Here is a 22,946-nt window from a genome sequence, read left to right on the forward strand (position 1 = left end):
CCTGGTGCCCTTGCGAGCACCAGGTTGGTAGCAATTGCCTGTCAGCGATTACTGACGAACGCCTTCAACTACCAGTTCCATCTCTACCGTTTCAGCTGCAGGCCCCAGATTGAAGTTGATGCCATAGTCTGGCAGGTGGATTTCAGTCGTGCCGGTGAAACCAACACGGTAGCCACCCCAGGGGTCTTCACCTTCACCGACTTTTTCCACATCGATTTCGATGCTGCGGGTTTCTCCCATCAGGGTCAGATCACCAGTCATCACGCCTTCGCCTTCACCTGTGACTTCGTAGCCGGTGCTGACAAAGCTGGCCTGGGCATAGTTGCTGACATCGAGAAAATCATCGGAGCGGATGTGCTGGTCACGCTCGGCGTGGTTGGTATCAACGGATGCCGGGTCGATGTTCACCTCGATGCTGGAGGCTTCGGGGTTATTCTTGTCCCAGGTGAAGTTGCCTTCAAAATCATTGAAGCGACCCAGGACATAGCTATAGCCCAGGTGGCTGATCTTGAATTGAACAAAAGCATGAGCACCCTGGGTATCAATAACATAGTCGGCTGCCATCAGCGGTGTCGCGGCCAGAGCAGACGTCAGGGCAAGCGTTTTCAGACCTGTTTTTACATTCATGGTTATTTCTCCGTTTTGATGCCCAGCATACGCTTGAGCGTGGGGTTACGATCAACAAAGTGGTGTTTTAGTGCGGCCAGAGCATGCAGCCCGGCAAAAATGATCAGGGTCAGGGCGGCATACCAGTGGACCCAGCCAGCCAGCTCTTCGTTGCGGCCAGCAAGGCCGGGAAGGGCTGGCAGGGTAAACCAATTAAAGACCTGGATGCCCCGGCCATCAGCTGTGGAGAGTAGATAGCCGGAAATCAGCACCGTAAAAAGAAACAGGTAGAGCAGTAGATGGCCGCCCTTGGCCGCCGCCTTTTCCCAGGTGGAATGAACCAGCAGCCGTGGACTGGGATTGATCAGCTTCCAGATTAGACGCAGGAATAACAAACCGGCGAGGAGGATGCCCAGACTCCGATGGATGTCGGGGTACCATTGGTAGCCCGGATCATAGTAGCCCAAATCCACCATATAAACGCCCAGGGGGAAGAGTCCCAGGGCGCCCAAAGCAACCAGCCAGTGGAAGCCGATGCTAATCCAGCCAAACTGCTCGCTGGAGTTTTTCAAACGGGTTGTGACTCTCATGGAGAAGAAGCTCCCTTTAACTTGTTATCGAGATTGTGCGCGCTTAAGCTCTATACGTCTAATGCATAAAGAGGATAATCGCTATGCATGATATGGATTTATCGGGTTTGGATCTTAATCTGCTGCCGGTTCTGGATGCACTTCTGGAAACCCGCCATGTATCCCGAGCAGCAGAATCCCTGGGGCGCAGCCAGCCTGCGGTGAGTCGTGCTCTGGCCCGTCTCAGGGCCGGTCTGGATGATCCACTGTTGGTTAAAACTGCCGGAGGCTATGATCTCAGTAGTCGGGCCAAGGAGTTGCAGCCGCGCCTGAAAGAGCTGCTTGAGCAGATGCAGGAGCTGGTTCAACCGCGCAGTTTTGACCCGGCCACGGATACCTCCCTGATTCGCCTGACCGGCCTGGATTTGGAACTGGCCATTTACTTTCCCAAACTGGTCAAGCAGCTACGTCGCAAGGCACCACATATGCGTCTGGAAACAGTGCGCCAGGAGCTGGATTCCTTTTCCATGCTGGATCGGGATGAGGTTCACTTCAGCTTCAGTGGGCTTCAGCCTTCGCGCGTGGAGCACAGCCTGCACCGGCGCATGATCGACCAGATGCCTTTACGCTGTGTAATGTCGGAAAACCACGCGCTGGCTAAAAAACCGATGACCGCAGAAGAATTTGCAGCCGCTCCCCATGGTTTGGTGTCCATCACCGGTAAGGGGCCGGGCAGCATGGATGCGGTCTTGCAGGAACAGGGGTTGAGTCGTAGGGTCATGCTTCGGTTATCCAGTTTTATGTCGGTGGCCGATTTTTGTGAAGATACGGATCTGATTTTCACCCTGCCACAGCGACTGGCCGAGCGTCTTGCCAGTGAGCGGCGCCTGAGTCTGCGCCCTCTGCCTGCCGAACTGGAACAACCACCGGTCAGCTTTTACCTCTACTGGCACAGTCGCTATCATCTGGACCCGCGAATGATCTGGATCCGTGAACAACTGAATGAAGCTTTAAAAACACTGCCGCCTCCCGGTGACGGCTGAGAGGACAGGAACACTTAAGTCCCCTTGGCAAATGCTCCTGCTCTGGTTATAGTCAAGGGGTGACTTAAATCAACTCATGTTCTAATGGCTGGAAAAATGAAATACGCGATACCCAGTAGACGTTCCCAAGACTGTCAACCTCAGGTCGTAGCTGCGACCCAGGCCGCCCCCACATTGGTTACTGCTGCTCTTCTTCTCCTCCTTCCAGCCCTACTCCTTAGTCAGCTGCTATAAGCAGCCTGAACACCGTTCGGTCGTCCTGACCCTGCAGTTTGCTCTGGCAAACGCAAAACAAAGCATCAAACAAGTTTAAAAAAAGACACCCAAGTTATCTGTGTAGTGCCTGACGGCAGTGCACCGAGGAGAAAAGACAATGAATAAAGATCAATTGGTCATTTTTGATACCACCTTGCGTGATGGCGAACAGAGCCCCGGCGCTTCCATGACCAAGGAAGAAAAAGTACGTATCGCCAAGATGCTGGAAAAAATGCGCGTCGACGTGATCGAAGCCGGTTTTGCCATTGCCAGCCAAGGCGATTTTGAAGCCGTTAAGGCCGTGGCTGAAGCCGTACAGGAATCCCGCGTTTGTTCGCTGTCCCGGGCTATGCCAGCTGACATCGAACGCGCCGGTGAAGCTCTGAAACCCGCAGCTCTGGGGCGTATTCACACCTTTATTGCCACCAGCCCCATCCACATGCAGTACAAACTGCAGATGCAGCCGGATGAAGTCGTTGAGCAAGCCGTTAAGGCGGTACGCCAGGCTCGCAACCTGATTGATGACGTGGAATTTTCCTGTGAAGATGCCGGTCGTTCCGATCTGGACTTCTTGTGCCGGATTGTGGAAGCGGCCATCGATGCGGGCGCAACCACGATCAATATTCCCGATACCGTCGGCTATGCCATCCCCGAGCTGTATGCCGAACAGATTCGCCAGTTGATCGAACGGGTGCCTAACAGTGACAAGGCTATCTTCTCGGTTCACTGCCATAATGACCTGGGCCTGGCTGTAGCTAACTCCCTGGCCGCCGTTCAGGCCGGTGCCCGCCAGATCGAATGTACGATCAATGGTCTGGGCGAGCGGGCTGGCAATGCCTCTCTGGAAGAAATCGTCATGGCGGTCCGCACCCGTGCGGATGCTTTTGATGTGCATACAGGCATCGATCCCCAGTTTATCGTGCCCACCTCGCGCCTGGTTTCCACGGTGACCGGCTTCCCGGTTCAGCCCAATAAAGCCATCGTGGGTAAAAATGCTTTTGCTCACGAATCCGGCATCCACCAGGACGGGGTCCTGAAGCACCGCGAAACTTACGAAATCATGAAGGCCCAGGATGTCGGCTGGCACACCAACTCCATCGTTCTGGGCAAGCATTCCGGTCGCAATGCCTTCCGTACCCGCTTGCAGGAGCTGGGTATCAACTTTGGCACCGAGCAGGAAGTGAACACGGCCTTCCAGCTGTTCAAGCAACTGGCCGACAAGAAACACGAAATCTATGACGAAGACTTGCAGGCGCTGGTGACAGACACCCGCGCTGCAGCAGCCGCGGAATATGTGCAGCTGGTTGCCGTGGAAGTGCAGTCCAAGACGGGTGAGACGCCTGTGGCACATCTGGTTCTGAATGTTGAAGGCAAGGAATTCAAGGCTGAATCCGCCGGTTCCGGTCCGGTGGATGCCGTCTACAAAGCGATTGAAAGCATCGTTGAAAGCCATGCCACCCTGGAGCTGTATTCGGTCAATGCAATTACTTCCGGTACTGATTCCCAGGGTGAAGTGACCGTGCGTCTGGCTCGCGGTGGTCGAATCGTTAACGGCCTGGGGGCTGATACCGATATCGTCATCGCTTCGGCCAAGGCTTACGTCAATGCCTTGAATGCTCTGACCAACAAGACTGAACGTACCCACCCCCAACAGGAAGGGGTTTAACCCCTTGCCGGCCACAGTCAGCTGTGGCCGGACTGCCTGTTCATGAAGGACTGACTCTATGCGGCAACTGGCTGCGCAGCAACGCTATGCAACTCTCAAGGCCATGGGGATCAATCTTTGGGTTCCTCGTCATCGCCTGCCGTTTGCTGCACCCAGCCCTCAGTGTGACTGGCCGGAGCCCGTGCGTGTCAGTGCCCGTGAACAGCTTAGAGCCGAACTGGACACAACTACTGCGCCTGCTGCGAATCCCCCGGCACCAGCTCGGGTTGCAACACCGGCCGAGCAGCAGCCTGAAGTTCCCGAGCCCCCGGTAGCAGCAACGCCTTCCGAGAAGCCTGTCAAAACAGAGGGGCAGATTCCGCCTTTGATGGCTGATGTCTGGTTACTGGCCAATGGCTGGCAACTGGTGATGGAAAAAACAGCGCCTTTGGAGCAGAGCAGCCTGCAGCTGGTACAGAATCTACTGGCAGCCCTCTATCCCGGAGGCCTGGGAATCATTTCCCAACAGAGTTTTCACTGGCCACTGCCGGGTATCCCTCTGGACCGGGGTGATGAGGAGGAGCTCAATGCCAGCCTGCGAGCCTTTTTGAGTGGCCCCCAATTCCAGCCGCAACCCGTCGGTATTCTGGCCCTGGGCGAGAGACTGGAGACTTTGCTGCAGACCGAAAGGGCCCCTGCCCTGGCCGAAGTCTATGCTTTGCCCTCACTCGAGCAGTTACTGGCACGGCCCGAGAGTAAAAAACAGCTCTGGGACCTGGCCGGACAAATGGGACTCAGAGCCCGCTTTGCCAGTAGTCCGGTTCTTTTGTAAAACCCATGCCTTGTCTGCAACAACTCTCCTCCAAAGACTGGCCACTGCTGCAACCCCTGGCCGAAGAAGACCCCCATGCCTGGTCGGAAAAACTCTGGCAAGCCAGTCTACAAACCGACGAGGTCTGGGGATTGGTGACTGATGAAGGGCAATTGGCCGGTGTGCTGGTTCTGGGTTGGGGTTACCGGGAAGCAGAAATTCTCTATGTGCTGGTGGCTGAGGCCCGGCGTCGCCAGGGGTTTGCCCAGCAGCTGGTGGATAAAGCCAGGCAAAGAGCACAAGAAGAAACTGCAGAACGCCTGCTACTGGAGGTCAGAGCCAGTAACCGGCCTGCCATTCGCTTGTATGAACAGCAAGGTTTTCAGCAGGATGGGGTGCGTAAAAACTATTATGCCAGTCAGGCAAGCCCGACTGGCAAAGAGGATGCGATCCTGATGTCGTTGAAGCTATAAACCGGGATCAGGACCAGTTGGGGATCTGGGGTTCGTCGGGGTTGCGCTCGGGGCTTTCCTCTTCTTCTGCCTGAGGGCTACCCGCTTCCAGGGCCGAGAATTTGTTCAGCAGGTTACCCAGCTTACTTTCCCAAGCCTGTTTTTCTTCTTTCAAGCTGGCATTTTCCTGCTTGAGTTCATCGACCTCCTGTCGTAGCTGATCCAGAGCTGCAACAGTGGTTTCTACCTTCTCTTCTAACTGATTCAACAGATCCAGGCTCATAAATTGCTCCTAGTGCAAGTAATAATGATATTTTAAGCCTTTCTTGGGTTCCTGGCAGCAGCTTTTAGTGAAAACTGTCGCCAAAAGGATTGCTCAGATCTAGATCAACTGCCTGGGGGTAACCCGGGATTTGCAGTTGCTTGTTACTGAGAGTCAGGTCTTCGCCTTCCAGAACCTCTTCCCCAAACTGATAGGTTAGTTTGAAGTGACCGGATTGCGAAGCCTTTTCATGCTGCTCGCTTCTTTCCAGGGTGGTTTCCAGTTGGCGTGAATGCGCTTGAATAGCAGCCTTGCCATGACGCTTTTCCAGGAAGTTAAGGGTCACTTCCGGAGACAGCATCAGGGCACTGGCATTGTTGCCGCCAAAGCCCTTGGCATTGATCAGGGCCATATCCATAGGGCGCTCGTTCAGGGACAGGTGTTGGTTGGATAGCTGCAGATGTGAGGCATGCAGATCCTCGGCAAAGCCACCTTCCACTGTGGTGATGCCAGGCAGCCAGCCTTCCGACCAGCTACCCAGGGCTGCCATGAACTGGTCGCCACCGGCGGTACCCTGGGAATGGCCGACAAAAGCCTTGATGGCGGCAACCGGCCAGTGGGAGATCCCCATGGCCTTGGCGACTTCATTGAGTACGTGAGATTCGGTGACCCGGTTTTTTGGCGTGCTGGTACCGTGGGCGTGCACATAGCTGCGCTCCTGCAGGGCTTTTTCACCCAGAAGGCTGCGTCCCAGGGCGGCGGCCTTGGCCAGTGTCAGGTAGTTACCGATGCCCGGTGCCGAGATAGAGCGTTTGAAACCATCGGCATTGGCAAAAACTTCGGGCACACTGCCAAGAATCTGCGCACCGGTTTCCATCGCCAGGCTGTCATCCACCAGCAGAGTGAACTGGCCGGATTCCGCAATGGTAAAACCACAGTTGTGGCCAAAGGGACGACAAGCCCTGCGGTAGTCTTTATCAGTCAGTTGTTCCAGATTATCCAGTGCCTTGAGGCTGGCATCATCGGCCAGAGCACCCATGGAGCGGAAGCCTTCGATGATTTCCGGGGTCACGGGTGCATCGGAAGTCCCCACTACGGCTACACGCAGGCGGCCTGAGCGGATGGCATTGGTGGCTGCCTGAAGGTTGTACAGGAAGGTGGCACAGGCCCCCAACAGGCCACTGGACTGGCCGATATTACCCAGAACATAGGCATTGATGAAATCGGCAGTCATCTGGGCATAGCCCAGCGGCATCTGCTTGGACGTGGTGCGCTTGCCGGTGACCGGGTTCTGTAGCAGGCCGCCCCAGCCTTCCTGATCCAGTTGACCGATGGAGTTGCTGGCAAAAACACCAATTTGATCCGGGCGTACGCGTCCGGCCAGTTCTTTCCAGGGAAGACCGCTTTGACCCAAGAGGTCAGAAGCACCAAAAACAGCCATCTGAAGTGCACGTGGATGGTTGGCACTGCGGTAGTGGGCACCGGGCTTGAAGCCGGTCGGTAGCATCCCGGCAGCCTGCACCAGGGCGTCACGCGAGGTGGAGAGGGTGGCCGAAAAAGGTTGGGTCACCGTGACTTCAACTTCATTGCCGGGCAGCTCGGTCAGTTGCCAGCCGGTGGGCAATTGTTCAGGCAGCTGACGGCGGCGCAAACGAAAGCGAATGGGATCATCGCCAGGTGTCATGTCGAGATTGCGGCTGGCCGGATGAGCATGCACATCAAACCAGTCGGGATGGATACGGCGAATCAGCGTGGAATCCAGCAGTTGTTGCTGGTAGCGGGCCACCAGAGCTTCTGTAGAAAGCTGGCCTTCTGGGGTTCGCCACTGGTTATCGGCTACCTGATGAGCCAGACCGGTCAGGCTGGCCAGAGACAAAAGGGTTTCTTGCTGTTGGCTGGCGGGTAGCTGATCAAATAATAGACGACGAAAAGCATGGTGACCGGAAGTGCGCCCTGCAGGGCCGACACCGCCCATACCAATAATTACTGGAAGGTGTGACAAAAGCTTATCCTCTGACCTCTGGCAGGGACTCGAATGCCCAGCCTAAGTAATATTAAACGTTGCGCGTATCTTAACACTGCTCGGGTCGTAGGGGCTATGCCGGGAAGATGTTGACAAGGGAGCCCCTGCTTAACGTGATGAGCGTAGTTTAGACAAGGCGAAATTGAACGAGAAAGCGGAGTTTACAAGGAGTAAATGAGCATTTCGAGGCTAATTTCAACACCGGATAAACAAGCAGAATAGTTAATCAGGGGTTTCCTAGACCAGGAGTAACTCCCTGGCCCTGGTAACCGCCTGGGTTCGCGATTTGACCTGGAGTTTTTTCATCAGCTGCTTCAAGTGGCTCTTAACTGTATGCAGGGAAATGAATAGCTGTTCGGCTATGGCCTGATTGGAAAGCCCCTCGGCGACCAGCAGGAGCACTTCCTGTTCTCTGGCTGAGAGTGAAGGAGCTACCAGGGAGCGGCTTGGCAGGGGCGAAGGAGAGGTGGAACCCAGGATCTCGCGGGTAAAACGGTGCAGATGCGACCCAGGTGCCCAGTGTTCGCAAAGGTCTTCCAGCAGCGGCTGAAGTTCGTTTTGCAGGGGTTGAAACACGCCTAGTAGCTTTTCCGGTTCCGCCAACAGGAGAGCCTGGCGCAGCTCTTCCCGGGCAGGTGTCATCTGGCGGCTGGCCTGAAGCACGACCACCTTGTGAAGACGCAGTGCCAGATTTTCCGGAGCACCCGGATAGTCGTGACTACGGGAGGTTAGCTGGTCCAGCAGCCGCAGGGCGGTATCGGCCTTTTTGTTGGCCAGGAGTACGCGCAAATGCTCCAGGTGCAGGTAAAGCTCGGATGGAATCAGACTTTTATAGCCGCTTTGTCGGCTGAGCTGGGTTAACCAGGTCAGGGCCAGATCCTTTTTGCCCTGTTGTAGCCAGAGCCGGGCCTTGAGACGAGTTAGTGCAATCTGCCAGAGGGAAGTCTCACCCGAGAGAGTGAGCAGAAACTGTTCGCTTTCATCGGCCAGGGCGAAAGCTTCCTCGATTTCACCCTGGCGGATTTTCAGGTCTGTCAGTAGTAGTAAAGCTTGCAGGAAAATCTCTGGCCGTTTGTGGCCGCTGGCTAGCAGGCAGGCCTGAAGCTGTTGTTGGCTGCGGGTATTTTGCCCCTGGAGTCGATCAATTTCAGCCTGCAAAAGAAACCCCTTGATGGTTTGGTCGGGAAGCAGGGTTTCCTGGTCGAGTGACTGCAGCAGTTGCCGGGCCAGTTGCAGGTGTCCTTTGAAAATTTCGATAAGCACGCGATCCATTTGCAGATCCAACTGAAGGCTGCTGGCAGGCTGTTGGGGGGCTAGTGACCAGGCTTCACGGTTATAGCCTCTGGCCGCCCTGGGTTGTCCCAGTTGACATTGCAGCCAACTGAGCTGTCTCAGGTGTTGAATTTGCTCCAGATTCCCCTTGTCTGCAGCCAGGGAAAAAGCCGTCAGCAAGGGCTTAAGCGTGTCTTTATGGCAGGGGATTTCTGCCAGGGACAAAAAGACACTCGGCAGGGCGGGGGCTAGATCCAGTGCTGTTTCTCTGAGCTGCAGTAGGGGGTGGATACCTTCCGGCGTTTGCCAGCCTAGTTCCTGATAGGTTGATTGCGTTGGAGCTTTTTCAAGATCAGCGGGCTGAGCCGGACGAAGGACTTCCTGAACCCACTGCATACGGTCCCGGGATGACAACTTGATGGCGGCTGGCCATCCCAGAGTTAACTGGTAGAGATCAGCCACTTCCGCCCAGCTAGAGTGCCGGTTTAATTGGCGGTTGAGTTGCAGGGTCTCTTCCGGTGTTAAAGCCAGCTCCTGGGCTGATATCCGGGTTAAGCGGTCATCGAGTTTGAGTGGTGACCAGACCAGAGACGGGGCCTGGTGCCCCGCCAGGAACAGATGCAAAAGAGGTGGCTGGTTGTCGATCACTGACTGCAGGAGGTGCAGGGTCTCACCTTCTTGCAACCAGTGACAGTTGTCGATCACCAGATAGGCCGGTTGTTTAAGATCCTGAAGCCGGTTCAGCAGTTGGGTGAGAAGATCCTGTCGATCTCCATGACTTAGTTTGTCCTCAAGCAGCGCTGGAATTTCGTTGATGGCTGGAGCCTCTGTTAGCTGTATGAGGCTGGCTAATAGATGGCCATGAAAGCTGGATGGTTTGTGGATGTCAGCATTCAGATCCAGCCAGGTAAAGCTTGCCTGCTCCTGGTTCAAAAAGCTGTGAAGGGCAAGGGTTTTGCCATAACCGGGGGCGGTTGTGAGCAGGGTGATGCTGGCCGCAGAAGCCGGTTTTAGCAGTGCAGCCAGCCGGGGGCGCTCCAGCAGATCTCTGGGTAGAGGAGGAGGTTGTAGTTTAGACAGAAGCAGGCCGCCCTTTCGGGCAGCCTGCTGATCGGCTAGCTGCATGGGATGCCCTTCCTTGTTAATCAACTCTTTAAGTTAAGCGAGCCGGATTAACTAAGCAAGGGCCAGTGGTTTTATCGTCCCGAGCGGCGCAGGGCAGCGGGAGTAAAATTACGGCGGTTGGCTTCGTAATCCCAGTTGTAGCCGCGGGTATCCACGATCAGGCCGGATACGATGTAGCGGTTGTTGACCAGGTCATAGATGTTTTCAGCTGCATACCAGGGCACATCAACATCATGGAATTGCACCATGTGGCCTTCAGAAACCCGCCAGAGATTACCCTGACCGTCATACTGGTCAACGTGAGCCAGTTGGTAGGTATCTTCGTCAAAGTACATGACGCGCTTGTTGTAGATGTGGCGCTGACCTTCTTTCAGGGTGCCAACCACCTTCCAGACACGGTGCAGCTCATAGCGCAGATGGTCAGGATTCAGGTGACCGGCCTGGATGATGTCATCATTGCTCAGATCGGTATCCAGCAGGGAATAGGAGTTGTAGGGGATATACATTTCCTGCTTGCCGACCAGTTCCCAGTTATAGCGATCAGGGGCACCGTTGAAGACATCCAGACCATCGGAAGTACGCTGGCCGTCAGCAGCTGTGCCTGGACCGTCATAGGCTACCTGGGGTGCACGGCGAACACGGCGTTGACCGGCATTGTAAATCCAGGCGCGACGCGGTTCCTCAACCTGGTTCATGGTTTCCTGAACCAGAAGAACAGTACCGGACAGACGTGCTGGCGCGGTCACTGACTGCAGGAAGTAGAAAAGCGTGTTTTCTTCGGGATCAGCAATAAACATGAATTCTTCATTGATGGTGACCGGGGTATAGTCACCATCCGCCTGAGGCGTGGCCAGAGTCACTTCACGTTCAGCACCATCGCCACGGTAGCGGGTGGAATGGTTCCATACCAGCTCTACACCGGATTCAGGCTTGGGAAAGGGAGTGACTTCGGTAAAACCTTCCACGCCATTGCCGTTATCCACCAGTTCAGCCGTGGTGGCGTTCTGCTGAATCTGGTCGTAAACCGCCTGTGGATAGCTGGCGGTACGATGGGTGGGATAAACCGGAATGCGGTAGGTGTCCGGATAGGCCTGCAGCATGGCGATCTGGCCGGGAGCCAGGCGCTCTTCATACTGCTGGTAGTTGTCCGCAGTAATTACATATAGGGGTTCTTCGCCTGCAAAGGGATTGCCATAACCTTCCTGCCAGTTGCCGGGGCCGGATTGCAGACCACCATCCCAGGCAGGAATGCGACCCTCAGCACCTCCGGCACGTTCAGCACCCAGCGGCGTCAGCTGACTGCCACCCAGTTCTGCAGCCTGAAGGCCGGTCGCCAGAAGACCGGTTGCAACCAGTGCCGTCGCCAGACGGGTCAGCGGCATCAATTTGGAAAGTTTGTTTGTTCTCATGGTGTCACCTTGTTCTTGTGCAGTGTAAAAGTCGGGGAGTCGGAATAGGGCCGAGGCTCCCCGTTGCAAGGATTAGTAGTTCATGCCAACACTAAGACTGATAAAGTCGCGGTCATCCAGATCCCAGTAGTCGGTATCGAAGTAGCTGGTGTAGCTGAGGTTACCAAAGTAGGTGTTCATATACTCGGCACCCAGGGAAGTACCCAGAATCATGCGGCCTTCGTAGAACTGGCTGCCGGGTTCAGGGCCATAGCCGCTGACGTCATGGCTCCAGGAGAGCTGGGGCTTCAGTTTGAGACCACCCACAAAGGCATTGTTGTATTCCAGCTGAGCCAGCAGACGGTAGCCCCAGGAAAACTCGGTCACATAGCCGTTGTCAGCAAACTTGTAGTCGTCAGACTGGAGTTTGGCCAGATCGGCAGCCTGCTCAATGACAGCTTCCTGGCCGTAGGAGCCATACACGGAAGAACGGCCAAAGCGCATTTCGCTAATTGCTGGGAGATCATTGACATAGGTAAAGCCAGCTTCACCAATCAGGCGCAGGTTATCGGCACCCATCACCCGGTTAAAATCATGGATGAAGGTGGACTGGAACTGATAGACATCAAATTCCCGGTAGCCCGCCTGCTCGCCAGCACTCAGTGAAGCGATTTCACTGGGCATAAGACCGGAATAGGCATCATATTGGCTGGCTGCTGTTTCTAGGTTGTTGACGACGGCTGTTGCCTGAGCGGCAGTCAAACCTGCACCTTGCAAGACCTGCTCTTTGGTCGTTGCCGCGGTGCTATCTACCTGTTGTTGCAAGGTATCGTCCGCTTTTTTCAAAGCAGCGAGGTTGCCTACAGCACCACGCAGCAGAACATCGTTGGCGTTGATCTGGATGGGGGCGTCGGGGCGGTAGGTCATTTCACCCGACCAGGCCGTACCGGATGGTAACAGGGTTGCGAAAGAAAGCCCCATCACCTGCTGATCCTCAGGGAATTCCACGCGGTATTCAGTAGGATCATCACCAGACACGCCCAGGTTGGTCAGGACGGTTTCCAGCGATGAAGGAACCACCCCTTCGCTGACCACGCCACCGGCGTAAGGCAAGCGACTATGAACATTCTGGTAGTAGGCACCAAACTCGGTGCCGTTCAGTTGCTCGGCATACCATTTCAGCGCCAGACCAAATTGTCCCTCCGCATCGGGTTCATTGTCTTCTGCGCGAGGAGCTACACCAACAACGGTTTCATTGGTGTTGGCCGTTTCAGTTTTGGTGCTCTGGAAGTAAACAGGGCCGCAGCCTTCAGCACCAAAGTCATTGTTGGAGAAGAAGGTGCCGCAGGCATCGGCACGGGTTCTTTCCCATTCCAGCTGGTAGTAGCCTTCCAGAGTGTAATTGCCCATTTCATCCAGGGCCAGGGAGCCGGACACCATAGTCACGGGGAGCAAGGCATCGCGAATTGCCGCGCCAGGACGGCGTAGCGCAGGAACATCCACGGGATTAGCAACGTTCTGGCCACCCTGGATAAAGGTGCTTTCACCCCAGTTAAGCACATGCCGACCCAAAACCACCTGAGCGGGACGGTTAGCTACCAGGAAATCGCCCCAGACATAGGCGTTCATCAGTTCGATACCACTCTTGGCATCATCAAAGGCTGTGGTGTCTTCCCAATCGTCCACCATGCCGGAATTGGAGGGAGAGCCACTCAGCTCGTTCAGGGCATGGTCATACCAGTAGCGGAAGCTCAGGTTGGCGCCCAGGTTACGGTAGCGGTTGTGCTCCAGACTGATTTCATGACTGCCGGTGATGACCTGGGAAATGGCATCACCCTTGTCAAAATTCATGTTGCCGTCATCAGTATTGCTGGAAGAGTTGCCCTGATAGCTGGGATTGGATGATTGGTTCGCGCCCTGAAGGATGGCGTTGGGCGCATTGCCGGGTGTGATTCCCATGGCGTCCAGCGTGCCGTGGGCAACATAATCATTGTTTCTGTCTTCAGTGCGGAAACTGGTGCCGACGGAGATTTTGGAATCAACCTGCAGACGAAAATCGCCCATATCGAAGTTGGCTGCCTGGGCCTGCAGGGACAAGCTGCCCAGCGCTAGGGCCAACAGACTCAGGCGGGGTAAGTAAGTGCGGCTCATGGATACACCTCTTTTGTTGTTATGAGTCACCTGACCAGAACAGAGCATCTAAACAGGCGTTTGATTTTTGTTCTCTAAGTCTGGTCGCGGAGTAATCCTGGAGCTATCACCCTTAAGAGTGAATTTTCAAACGCTATAAGAAAAACATAACCGTAAAGTGTGTAGGCAGGTAACACCTGCTTGTGAAAACCCTTGATTTGGTGTGAGAAGTTGCTACCGCAGATGGTAACTTTCGCCTGCATTTAGTAATATCGCCAGGAATTAGGTGATTCCCGAGCAGGAGAGACGAGAAATGCGCAGAGTCGTGTTTAACCAGAAAGGCGGAGTTGGTAAAAGCAGCATCACCTGCAATCTGGCAGCGATCAGTGCTTCCCGGGGTGAGCCGACCCTGGTCATCGATCTGGACCCCCAGGGCAATACCACCCATTACCTGACCGGCCAGGCTGCTGAAAGTCTGGATGACAGCATGTTTGATTTTTTCCAGCAGTCTCTGACGCTGGGCGGCGGTCGTAAAACCCTGGCTGATCTGGTGCAGCCCACCCCTTATGACAATCTTTATGTGCTGGCCGCGCATCCCGAACTGGAAAGCCTGGAAGCCAAGCTGGAGTCCCGCTACAAGATCTATAAACTGCGCGAAGCCCTGATGGAATTGTCTGAAGTCTATGCACAAATCTGGATCGATACGCCACCAGCCCTGAATTTCTTTTCCCGTTCGGCATTGATTGCTGCAGAACGCTGCCTGATCCCTTTTGATTGTGATGCTTTTTCACGTCAGGCTCTCTACTCCCTGCAGGAATCCATAGAAGAGCTAAAAATGGATCACAATGAAAACCTGGCGGTTGAAGGCATCGTTGTTAATCAATTCAATGCCCAGGCACGTCTGCCGCGCCAGTTGATTGATGAACTCCAGGAAGAAGGCCATCCTGTTCTGCCGGTTCACCTGAGTAGTTCGGTCAAGATGCGCGAATCCCACCAGGTCTCCAAGCCTTTGATTCATTATGTGCCCAAGCACAAATTGACCAGCCAGTTTGCAGAGCTCTTCGAGTCCATCAATGCCTGAAACCGGTAATTCCAGAAGTGTTAGCAGCAACCAGCAGGGCCTGCATGAAAAACTGGAAGCCGTGGTAGCCAAGCATCGTGCTGCCCCTTTCTTGAAACCTCTGGCCGATTTTAACCGCCGTGCTTTTGATGAAGCTGATCGTTTTCTGCAACAAGGGGCGGCTCCGCTATTACTCGATTCCGGCTGTGGCGTGGGCGTCAGTACCCGTATTCTGGCCAAGCAGCACCCTGAGCATCTGGTTATCGGGGTGGATCGTTCTGCCGATCGTCTGCAGCGCCAGGTAGGTGATCTGCCCGCTAATGCCCTGCTAGTCAGGGCTGATCTGGTCGATTTCTGGCGGCTGGCACTGGAGGCCGGATGGCAGCCGGAAAAACACTTTCTTCTTTACCCCAACCCCTACCCGAAGAAGAAAGACCTCAAGTTGCGCTGGCATGGCCACCCGGTCTTTCCGACATTGATTGAATTGGGGGGGCAGCTGGAAGCGCGCAGCAATTGGTGCCTTTATCTTGAAGAAATGCAGGTGGCCCTGAAGACTTTTGAGCTTCCTTCACAGTTAACCCGTCTGGTTCCGGATGAACCTCTGACACCTTTTGAACGTAAATACAGCCTCAGCGGACAGGACTTATGGAAACTGGAGGCTGACCTTAATCTTTTGCCACGGGATGACAAAAAATGAATAAATACTTGCGCCAAGCTAACAAGATGTTCCCTGTCTGGGCACTAGTCTTTGCTGCAGTGGCCTATATTCAGCCTAATCTCTTCAACAACTTCAGCGAGATTATTCTGTATCTGCTCGCCGCTATTATGTTCTTTATGGGGCTGACCCTGACCCCGGAAGATTTCATGCGAGTCTTTAAGCGCCCCGACAAGATTTTAATGGGTGCAGGTATTCAATTTCTGATCATGCCTTTGGTGGCCTGGCTGTTATCCAAAGGGTTGCTGTTAAGCCCGGAATTGACCGTAGGCATGCTGCTGGTGGGAGCTACGGCCGGGGGGACAGCCTCCAATGTCATGGTTTATCTGGCCGGTGGTCGGGTGGCCCTCTCGGTTACTATGACACTTTTTTCCAGTCTGATAGCCGTTTTTGCCACTCCGCTACTGACCCAGTTTTACGTGGGGCAGACGCTCGCGGTACCTGTTGTGGATATGATGAAAACCCTGGCTTGGGTGGTCCTGCTGCCAATTTTTGCCGGGGTAATTTTTAACCGCCTGTTCGAGCGATTTTTGCGCAAGCAGGAAACCCTGCTGGCCAGTGGTTCCATGGTGGGAATCCTGCTGGTGATTGCAATTGTTGTTAGCCTCAATCAGGGGCGTCTGGCAAGCCTTGGTCCGGTTCTGGCTCTGGCGGTTATTCTGCACAATCTGGCCGGTCTGGCTGCAGGCTATTACGGTGCGCGTCTGCTCAAGTGCGATGAACGCGAATGCCGCACGATTGCCATCGAAGTGGGCATGCAGAATTCCGGTCTGGCTGCAGGTCTGGCCGCAAAATACTTTACTCCGGCGGCCGCCTTGCCGGGGGTGATCTTCAGTGTCTGGCACAATCTCTCCGGAGCGATTCTGGCCGGTCACTGGAAACGAGTCCGAGTCAAAGATGGCAGCTGATTTTCCCGAAAAACCCCTTTCTGCTTTTGAACAGGAGGTTCGGCGCATTGCCGAATCTCCCGAGCGTTTCCAGTATCCCCGACGTCCCTTTACCGCACGCGGCAGTTTTATCCGCCGCTGTGCCGGTTGTCGTATGCCGCGGGAATTCTGCATCTGCCGCTACCGCACCGAAACCCGGGCCCAAGCCCAGTTCTGGGTGCTCATGCACATAGAAGAGGTCAACAAACCGACCAATACGGCCCGGTTGATTGGTGATACCCTGCCCACGACCCGGGTTTTTCCCTGGCAGCGAATGCGCCCCCCGCAAGCTTTTCTGGAATTACTCAAGGACCCGGCTTACCAGCCATTTATTATTTTTCCCGATGACCAGCCGGATTATCAGCATCGGGTAGTGCAGGATTATCCGCAGGCCCGCCAGGGTCAGGAAGAAAAGATCCCTGTTTTTATTTTGCTGGATGGCACCTGGCGCCAGGCGCGCAAGATGTTTCGCCAGAGTGACTATCTGCAAGATTTGCCAGTGCTGCCGGTCAGGGCCAGTCGCAAGACGCAATACCAGTTGCGCAAGCCAGCGTCCGACCAGCATCTGTGCACGGCTGAAGTGGGGATCGAGCTTTTACACCTGGCGGGGGATCAGGAAGCCGCCGAGGTGCTGGAAAACTACTTTGCGGTTTTCAACCAGGGTTATGCAGCGGCCCGCCGCCAGAAGCAGGCGGACCTGAGTGAAGCCATGCAATGGCTGCTGGATTATCAAGCGGGTAATTACAAACCATCCAGATAGCGTTCAGCATCCAGGGCGGCCATGCAGCCGGTTCCGGCAGAGGTAACAGCCTGACGGTAGATGTGATCGCAAACGTCCCCGGCGGCAAAAACCCCTTCCACGCTGGTGGCCGTGGCGTTGCCTTTCAGGCCTGAAGCCACCTGGATGTAGCCGCCGGCCATGTCCAGCTGACCTTCAAAGAGTTCGGTATTGGGCTTGTGGCCGATGGCAATAAAGACTCCCATCACCGGCAGTTCTTTGCTGGAAGCATCGGTGGTGGATTGCAGTTTGAGGCCGGTTACCCCCTGTTGATCGCCAACAATTTCAGTCAGTTGGTGATTCCAGAGGATTTCGATATTGCCGTTTTCGGCTTTTTCCAGCAGTTGATCCTGAAGGATCTTCTCGGCCCTCAGGCTGTCACGCCGGTGTACCAGGGTGACCTTCTTGGCAATGTTAGAGAGATAAAGCGCTTCTTCAACCGCGGTATTGCCACCACCGACAACGGCCACTTCCTGGTTCTTGTAGAAAAAGCCATCGCAGGTTGCACAGGCTGACACCCCGCGACCCATGAATTCTTCTTCGCTGGGTAGGCCGATATACTGGGCGCTGGCACCGGTCGCAATGATCAGTGCATCACAGGTATAGGTGCCCTGATCGCCAGTCAGGGTAAAGGGTTTTTGGCTCAGATCGACCTGACTGATCTGATCAAATTGAATCTGGGTTTCAAAGCGCTCGGCATGGCGGCGCATTCTTTCCATGAGTTCGGGGCCCTGAACGCCCTGATCGTCGCCCGGCCAGTTGTCCACATCCGTTGTTGTGGTTAATTGCCCACCCATCTGCATGCCGGTAATCAACAGAGGCTGCAGATTGGCGCGTGCTGCGTAAACGGCTGCGGTATAGCCTGCCGGGCCGGAACCCAGAATAATCAGCTTGCTGTGACGGGTTTCACTCATGGTTGCTCCTGAAAGTTGGATTCAAAAAAGGGTCGACACTCTGCCGACCCTTTTAGATTACTGCAATAATTTTAGCTTAGCCTTAAAGCAAGCTTAAGTCTTACAGCTTGTCTGAAGACTCAGCCAGGTAGTCAGCAACACCCTTGGCATCAGCCTTCATACCCTTCTGACCCTTGGTCCAGCCAGCAGGGCAAACTTCACCATGTTCTTCGTGGAACTGCAGAGCTTCTACCAGGCGGACCATTTCATCGACATTGCGGCCCAGAGGCAGGTTGTTAACGATCTGATGCTGAACAACACCGTCTTTGTCGATCAGGAAGGAAGCACGCAGAGCAACACCGTCTTCTGGGTGTTCAATGCCGTAAGCACGGGCAATTTCGTGCTTCACGTCAGCAACCATGGTGAATTCAACTTCACCGATACCACCCTGATCAGGGCTGGTGTTACGCCAAGCGTGGTGAGTGAACTGGCTGTCGATAGAAACACCGATAACCTCTACGCCCAGCTCCTTGAACTTGGCCATGCGGTTGTTGTGGGCAATGATTTCGGAAGGGCAAACAAAAGTGAAATCCAGTGGCCAGAAGAAAACCACACGGTATTTGCCATTGGTGTCGGACAGCTTGAAGTTTTCTACGATGCTACCGTCGCCTTTAACAGCCGCTGCTTCAAAATCAGGTGCCTGACGGGTTACAAGTACGCTCATTATTCAACCTCCTGAAGGTTAGTTTACAACTTGGATTTTTGGATCTTGCCAACTGCACTAACTACCGAATCCCTTAGGATCAGCGTTTACTGTAATAAGGCTGGTCAATTAAATCAATTCAGTTGATAGCCTCAACCAGCTTATTGAAAAGGCATTAAAGGTAATAACATGGGGGTGTTGCTGGCCGATTACAAGGGCTGGGAACACCTGAACGGAAAGGCAGGCCGACATCAGTCAGAGTCTCTGCGCAGCTCCACACCCACCAGTTCTCCCTTGAGATCCACCTCGGCAACGACCGTGATCGGGGCACAGCAGACTTCACAATCCTCGATATACTCCTGGCTTCCCGAAGAGGTATCGATGGACAGCTCCAGATCACTGCCACAATAGGGGCACTGGCCGTTATAGGTTGTTAGCATGGCTTCATTCATGGTGCGCCTCCTCAACAGGTTACACCCTTTCAAGATTAGCAGGCAGTAGGTTAAAAGCGAGGGTAACCTGATGGGCTAGCCCTGACCGCTTGAAGACACTCAGGAGGCTGATTAATGACGGCTCAACAACCCCTGCAAGTCGCCTGGCAAACCGGGATGACCTCGCTAGACCCGGCTGCCTGGCAGCGGCTTAATCCCGAGGGTTATCCCTTCTTGCGCCATGAGTTTCTGACGGCATTGGAAACCAGTGGCAGTGTGAGTCCGGAAAAAGGGTGGCAGCCTTATCACTGGACCTGCTGGCGCGGGGACAAGTTGGTGGCTTTCTTGCCCTGCTACATCAAATACCACTCGCGCGGAGAGTATGTTTTTGATTTCCAGTGGGCTGAAGCCTACCGCCATTTTCCCGATCCGGTCACCGGACAGCCCGGCCGCGACTACTACCCCAAGCTGTTAACCGCTGTGCCCTTTACTCCCGTTGAAGGGCCGCGCCTGCTGGTGGATGCCGGTGAAGACCGGGAGGAAATCCTTCAGCTGTTACTGAAGTCCATTCAAGAAGAAGTCACTGAACCACAGTTGGTAAAAAGCCTCTCCGGTTGGCATCTGCTCTTCCCCGAAGCTGAACAGGCTGACGCCCTGCAAAGCCTGGACTCGGGACGCTTATTAAAACGCAGCAGTTGCCAGTTTCACTGGTTTAATGCCGGTTATGAATCCTTTGATGCTTTTCTGGCTGTGCTCAAAAGCAAACGCCGTAAAGAGATCCGGCGGGAAAGACGCAAGGTCGCCGATCAGGGGTTGGAATTAAAAGCGGTGAGCGGGCAGGCCATTACCCGGGTGATGCTGCAGCAGTTCTACCAATTTTATCGCATGACCTACTACCTGCATGGGCAGCTGCCCTACTTAAGTGAGGATTTCTTTTTGCAACTGCTGGAGAGCATGCCTGAATCCCTGATGCTGGTTCTCGCCGAAAAAGAGGGCGAGGCCCTGGCCGGTGCCCTGTTTTTTCAGGATGACAAGAATCTCTACGGGCGCTATTGGGGATCACTGGTGGAGGCCGATGCGCTCCACTTCGAGGCCTGTTATTACCAGGGGATTGAATACGCGATTAAACAAGGGCTGGAGCATTTTGATCCGGGTACCCAGGGTGAGCACAAACTGACGCGCGGGTTTGAACCCTGCCTGATGACCTCACTGCATTGGTTGCCGGATGCCAACTTCTCCCGCGCGGTTGCGGATTTCTTACGCCGCGAAGACGAGGCCATCAGGGAATATCGGGAAGAGGCAGCCAGCCTGCTTCCCTATTCAATTAATCATCAACCGGCTGTAGACGCAGTTCCTTCGGCATGGAAAAAGTAATATTTTCCGGGCGGCCCTGAAGCTCTTCGGGCAGATCCGCACCCCAGGCCGTTAGCTGGTTGATAACATCCTTGACCAGCACCTCCGGTGCAGAGGCTCCGGCGGTAATGCCAATACTGGTAGCTGCATCCAGCCATTCGCGCTTGAGATCATCAGCGCCATCAATCAGGTAGGCCTTGGCTCCCATGCGCTCGGCGAGCTCACGCAGGCGGTTGGAGTTGGAGCTGTTGGGGCTGCCTACCACCAGCACCAGATCAGAGGTCTGGGCCAGGGTTTTAACCGCATCCTGACGATTCTGGGTGGCGTAGCAGATATCATCTTTGCGCGGACCAGCAATATTGGGGAAGCGCTGGCGCAGGGCATCAATTACCCGCGCAGTGTCATCCATCGACAGGGTGGTCTGGGTGACATAAGCCAGACGATCAGGGTTGTTGACTTCCAGCTTGGCGGCATCCTCTTCACTTTCGACCAGATAGATCCGCCCGCCATGCTGGGTATCATAACGACCCATGGTGCCTTCCACTTCCGGGTGGCCAGCATGACCGATCAGAATGCACTCATGCCCCTGGCGTGCATAACGCAGGACTTCCATATGCACCTTGGTCACCAGCGGGCAGGTGGCATCAAACACCTTCAACTGGCGTCTTTCCGCTTCTTCCTGCACCGCCTGGGAAACCCCGTGGGCCGAGAAGATAACGATGACATCATCCGGCACTTCGTGGAGCTCATCGACAAAACGTGCGCCTCTTTCCCGCAAGGCTTCTACCACAAAGCGGTTATGCACCACCTCATGGCGAACATAAATGGGCGGGCCGAACACATCCAGTGCGCGGTTAACGATTTCAATGGCGCGATCCACCCCTGCACAAAAACCACGGGGGTTGGCCAACTGGATGTTAAGAGTCATAAACCACCTGAATTACTGGACAGAAGCCGGAGCCACATCAAGAATTTCAACATCAAATGTCAGAGTACGCCCGGCCAGAGGATGATTGAAATCCACCTTGACCTGACGCTCATCAATTTCGGCAATCACACCGGGCAATTCGTTCCCGCCTTTATCAGTAAAACCCAGAATCATGCCGACTTCCAGCTCATCCAGATTGGAGAAATCAGAGCGTGACAGCATCTGAATATTGCTGGGGTTATGCTGGCCAAAGGCCTTCTCAGGCGGCAGGGTGAAGCTTTCCTTGTCACCCGCTTTAAGCCCGTGAATGCAATTTTCAAAGGCCTCGGGCAGATTGCCATCACCAATGGTCAGTTGAGCCGGTTCGCGCTCAAAGGTGGAATCGACAGGCTGACCGTCTTCCAGGCGCAGGGCAAAATGCAGACTAACCTGCGTGCCCTCGCCGATTTTCAAATCATTCATTAGGGTATCCATCTGGTAAGAAGAGTGATTAAATTTATTTTAACATGCACACTGGAAGCCAGTAACCTACTTCTCCACTCGGTCTTAGCTCATGACAGAAGCCCTAACCAAACTCGCTGAAAAGGATCTGCAAATCCTGACATTATGGATTTACGGCTCCCAAGCGCGAGGCGATGCCGGATGTACTAGTGATTGGGATTTGGCAGTCATCTTTGCGGAATGGAAAGATGATGCCCTAGAGCGACGTCTGCGTCCCGAGACCTTAGCCTTGGATTGGCAAGAAGAGCTGAAATTACCGGAAGGCCAACTCAGTATTGTTGATCTGGCCTGCTGCCCTGTTCCTCTGGGTTGGAGTGTGCTTTCTGAAGGGCAGCTCCTTGTAGATAAAAAACCGGAAATACGTATGGCTGTAGAATCCAGAATCTTCTCGATCTGGGAACTCGATTACCTGCATGCTCAACAAGGGAGGGCATGAAATGGCACCCGTGGCACCGAGTTATTTGATCTCACTGACCGAGCACGCTAACGAGTGTGAAAGGGACTTGCTTCTGCTTAAAAATAAACTGGAGGTAGAACCCTGGTCACGTTTTGAAGAGTTGGCGGCGGAACGTAGTTTGCAGCTGTTGATTGAAGCCGCGATCGGAGCAGCAAAGCACTGGGCGAAAAAGTCCACAGGACAAACAATTAATGAAGGGCTAAAAGCCTTTCAGTACCTTCAAAGTGCTGGCTTGATTGCGAGCCAGACGCCCTGGAAAAAAGTTATCGGCCTACGCAATGCCCTGGTACACGACTACCTGGATGTTGATCCGGAAATAGTCCAGTCAGTGGTTCGCAATGGCTATTACCAGCAACCACTGGATTTTGTGCGCAAGGCAGTAAAAGTACTAGAGTGCAGTTGATCAAGTTGATGGGCAAAGTTTACAAATAGTAAATGAGCATTTGAGGTCATTTCCACTGCACTCCCTACACACATGGGAGTCGCAGGGCAAGAGTTAATTAGAGATTTCTAGGCTGAAGCAAGGCACCTAGGTTTTTGAGTATAAAGAAGTAAAAAGTACTTCTCTTCAAACACTAGAGTGGGGTGGAGGATTCGAGAAACAGACCAAGGTGTAGTGG

The 22,946-nt window shown here is 54.4% G+C and carries 23 protein-coding genes; 11 read left to right on the forward strand and 12 right to left on the reverse strand.

The features are described 5' to 3' along the window. Positions 1-48 precede the first annotated feature (48 nt). Together DFK18_RS03995 and DFK18_RS04000 are read right to left on the reverse strand one after the other, a co-directional pair. On the reverse strand, positions 49-627 hold the full coding sequence (locus DFK18_RS03995) for a YceI family protein (protein WP_114416923.1): 579 nt from the start codon (positions 625-627) through the stop codon (positions 49-51). Positions 628-629: 2 nt separating this feature from the next. Further along, complete coding sequence (locus tag DFK18_RS04000) at positions 630-1,196, reverse strand: cytochrome b (RefSeq protein ID WP_114416924.1); 567 nt, start codon at positions 1,194-1,196, stop codon at positions 630-632. A gap of 83 nt (positions 1,197-1,279) precedes the next feature. On the opposite strand from DFK18_RS04000, the gene DFK18_RS04005 reads away from it, so the two are divergent. The 4 genes from DFK18_RS04005 to rimI all read left to right on the forward strand — a co-directional run bounded on the left by DFK18_RS04005 (position 1,280) and on the right by rimI (position 5,402). After that, on the forward strand, positions 1,280-2,218 hold the full coding sequence (locus DFK18_RS04005) for a LysR family transcriptional regulator (RefSeq protein WP_245944324.1): 939 nt from the start codon (positions 1,280-1,282) through the stop codon (positions 2,216-2,218). A gap of 373 nt (positions 2,219-2,591) precedes the next feature. Continuing rightward, a complete protein-coding gene (locus DFK18_RS04010; protein WP_114416925.1) occupies positions 2,592-4,139 on the forward strand; it encodes a 2-isopropylmalate synthase in 1,548 nt (515 codons plus the stop codon). A gap of 58 nt (positions 4,140-4,197) precedes the next feature. Continuing rightward, a complete protein-coding gene (locus DFK18_RS04015) occupies positions 4,198-4,950 on the forward strand; it encodes a hypothetical protein (RefSeq protein WP_114416926.1) in 753 nt (250 codons plus the stop codon). Between the two features lie 5 nt (positions 4,951-4,955). Beyond that, positions 4,956-5,402 carry a ribosomal protein S18-alanine N-acetyltransferase gene (rimI, locus tag DFK18_RS04020; protein ID WP_114416927.1) on the forward strand — a complete coding sequence of 149 codons (447 nt, stop codon included), beginning with the start codon at positions 4,956-4,958 and terminating at the stop codon, positions 5,400-5,402. A gap of 7 nt (positions 5,403-5,409) precedes the next feature. Here the strand turns inward: rimI and DFK18_RS04025 are convergent, their stop codons facing one another. The 5 genes from DFK18_RS04025 to DFK18_RS04045 all read right to left on the reverse strand — a co-directional run bounded on the left by DFK18_RS04025 (position 5,410) and on the right by DFK18_RS04045 (position 13,602). Further along, positions 5,410-5,664, reverse strand: coding sequence for a cell division protein ZapB (locus tag DFK18_RS04025; protein WP_114416928.1), 255 nt, complete (start codon positions 5,662-5,664; stop codon positions 5,410-5,412). Between the two features lie 64 nt (positions 5,665-5,728). Then, a complete protein-coding gene (locus DFK18_RS04030) occupies positions 5,729-7,645 on the reverse strand; it encodes a beta-ketoacyl synthase (RefSeq protein WP_114416929.1) in 1,917 nt (638 codons plus the stop codon). Positions 7,646-7,903: 258 nt separating this feature from the next. Beyond that, a complete protein-coding gene (locus tag DFK18_RS04035) occupies positions 7,904-10,063 on the reverse strand; it encodes a helix-turn-helix transcriptional regulator (protein ID WP_114416930.1) in 2,160 nt (719 codons plus the stop codon). Positions 10,064-10,134: 71 nt separating this feature from the next. Beyond that, positions 10,135-11,472, reverse strand: coding sequence for a DUF1329 domain-containing protein (locus DFK18_RS04040; protein ID WP_114416931.1), 1,338 nt, complete (start codon positions 11,470-11,472; stop codon positions 10,135-10,137). Between the two features lie 72 nt (positions 11,473-11,544). Next, entirely contained in the window at positions 11,545-13,602 is a 2,058-nt protein-coding gene (locus DFK18_RS04045; protein ID WP_162299675.1) for a DUF1302 domain-containing protein, read from the reverse strand. A 292-nt stretch (positions 13,603-13,894) separates the two neighbouring features. On the opposite strand from DFK18_RS04045, the gene DFK18_RS04050 reads away from it, so the two are divergent. From DFK18_RS04050 to DFK18_RS04065, 4 genes are read left to right on the forward strand one after another with little or no spacing between them, the layout of a single operon-like run. Beyond that, a complete protein-coding gene (locus DFK18_RS04050) occupies positions 13,895-14,662 on the forward strand; it encodes a ParA family protein (RefSeq protein ID WP_114416933.1) in 768 nt (255 codons plus the stop codon). Then, positions 14,655-15,338: a tRNA (guanine(46)-N(7))-methyltransferase TrmB gene (trmB, locus tag DFK18_RS04055; protein WP_114416934.1), complete on the forward strand. Its 684-nt coding sequence runs from the start codon at positions 14,655-14,657 to the stop codon at positions 15,336-15,338. The genes DFK18_RS04050 and trmB overlap by 8 nt, the downstream gene beginning before the upstream one ends. Continuing rightward, a complete protein-coding gene (locus DFK18_RS04060; RefSeq protein ID WP_114416935.1) occupies positions 15,335-16,264 on the forward strand; it encodes a bile acid:sodium symporter family protein in 930 nt (309 codons plus the stop codon). The genes trmB and DFK18_RS04060 overlap by 4 nt, the downstream gene beginning before the upstream one ends. After that, a complete protein-coding gene (locus DFK18_RS04065; protein WP_114416936.1) occupies positions 16,254-17,042 on the forward strand; it encodes a tRNA-uridine aminocarboxypropyltransferase in 789 nt (262 codons plus the stop codon). The genes DFK18_RS04060 and DFK18_RS04065 overlap by 11 nt, the downstream gene beginning before the upstream one ends. On the opposite strand, the gene trxB is transcribed toward DFK18_RS04065, so the two are convergent. From trxB to DFK18_RS04080, 3 genes are all read right to left on the reverse strand, one after another. Next, positions 17,024-17,974: a thioredoxin-disulfide reductase gene (gene trxB, locus DFK18_RS04070; RefSeq protein ID WP_114416937.1), complete on the reverse strand. Its 951-nt coding sequence runs from the start codon at positions 17,972-17,974 to the stop codon at positions 17,024-17,026. The two genes, DFK18_RS04065 and trxB, sit on opposite strands and share 19 nt — an antisense overlap. A 100-nt stretch (positions 17,975-18,074) precedes the next feature. Further along, on the reverse strand, positions 18,075-18,677 hold the full coding sequence (locus DFK18_RS04075) for a peroxiredoxin (RefSeq protein WP_114416938.1): 603 nt from the start codon (positions 18,675-18,677) through the stop codon (positions 18,075-18,077). Positions 18,678-18,907: 230 nt separating this feature from the next. Beyond that, the gene (locus tag DFK18_RS04080; protein ID WP_245944325.1) at positions 18,908-19,108 is read right to left on the reverse strand and encodes a CPXCG motif-containing cysteine-rich protein; all 201 of its coding nucleotides are present in this window, start codon (positions 19,106-19,108) and stop codon (positions 18,908-18,910) included. A 114-nt stretch (positions 19,109-19,222) separates the two neighbouring features. On the opposite strand from DFK18_RS04080, the gene DFK18_RS04085 reads away from it, so the two are divergent. After that, positions 19,223-20,461: a GNAT family N-acetyltransferase gene (locus DFK18_RS04085; protein WP_218563896.1), complete on the forward strand. Its 1,239-nt coding sequence runs from the start codon at positions 19,223-19,225 to the stop codon at positions 20,459-20,461. Here the strand turns inward: DFK18_RS04085 and ispH are convergent. After that, positions 20,412-21,368: a 4-hydroxy-3-methylbut-2-enyl diphosphate reductase gene (gene ispH, locus DFK18_RS04090; protein ID WP_114416939.1), complete on the reverse strand. Its 957-nt coding sequence runs from the start codon at positions 21,366-21,368 to the stop codon at positions 20,412-20,414. The genes DFK18_RS04085 and ispH overlap by 50 nt on opposite strands. A gap of 12 nt (positions 21,369-21,380) precedes the next feature. Then, positions 21,381-21,830: an FKBP-type peptidyl-prolyl cis-trans isomerase gene (fkpB, locus tag DFK18_RS04095; RefSeq protein WP_114416940.1), complete on the reverse strand. Its 450-nt coding sequence runs from the start codon at positions 21,828-21,830 to the stop codon at positions 21,381-21,383. A 91-nt stretch (positions 21,831-21,921) separates the two neighbouring features. Here fkpB and DFK18_RS04100 point away from each other — a divergent pair, with 91 nt between their 5' ends. Further along, positions 21,922-22,305, forward strand: coding sequence for a nucleotidyltransferase domain-containing protein (locus tag DFK18_RS04100; RefSeq protein WP_114416941.1), 384 nt, complete (start codon positions 21,922-21,924; stop codon positions 22,303-22,305). A 1-nt stretch (position 22,306) separates the two neighbouring features. Next, the gene (hepT, locus tag DFK18_RS04105; RefSeq protein WP_162299676.1) at positions 22,307-22,729 is read left to right on the forward strand and encodes a type VII toxin-antitoxin system HepT family RNase toxin; all 423 of its coding nucleotides are present in this window, start codon (positions 22,307-22,309) and stop codon (positions 22,727-22,729) included. The last annotated feature ends 217 nt before the right edge of the window (positions 22,730-22,946 follow it).

Source organism: Marinospirillum perlucidum (assembly GCF_003336805.1).
Taxonomy (GTDB): Bacteria; Pseudomonadota; Gammaproteobacteria; order Pseudomonadales; family Halomonadaceae; genus Marinospirillum; species Marinospirillum perlucidum.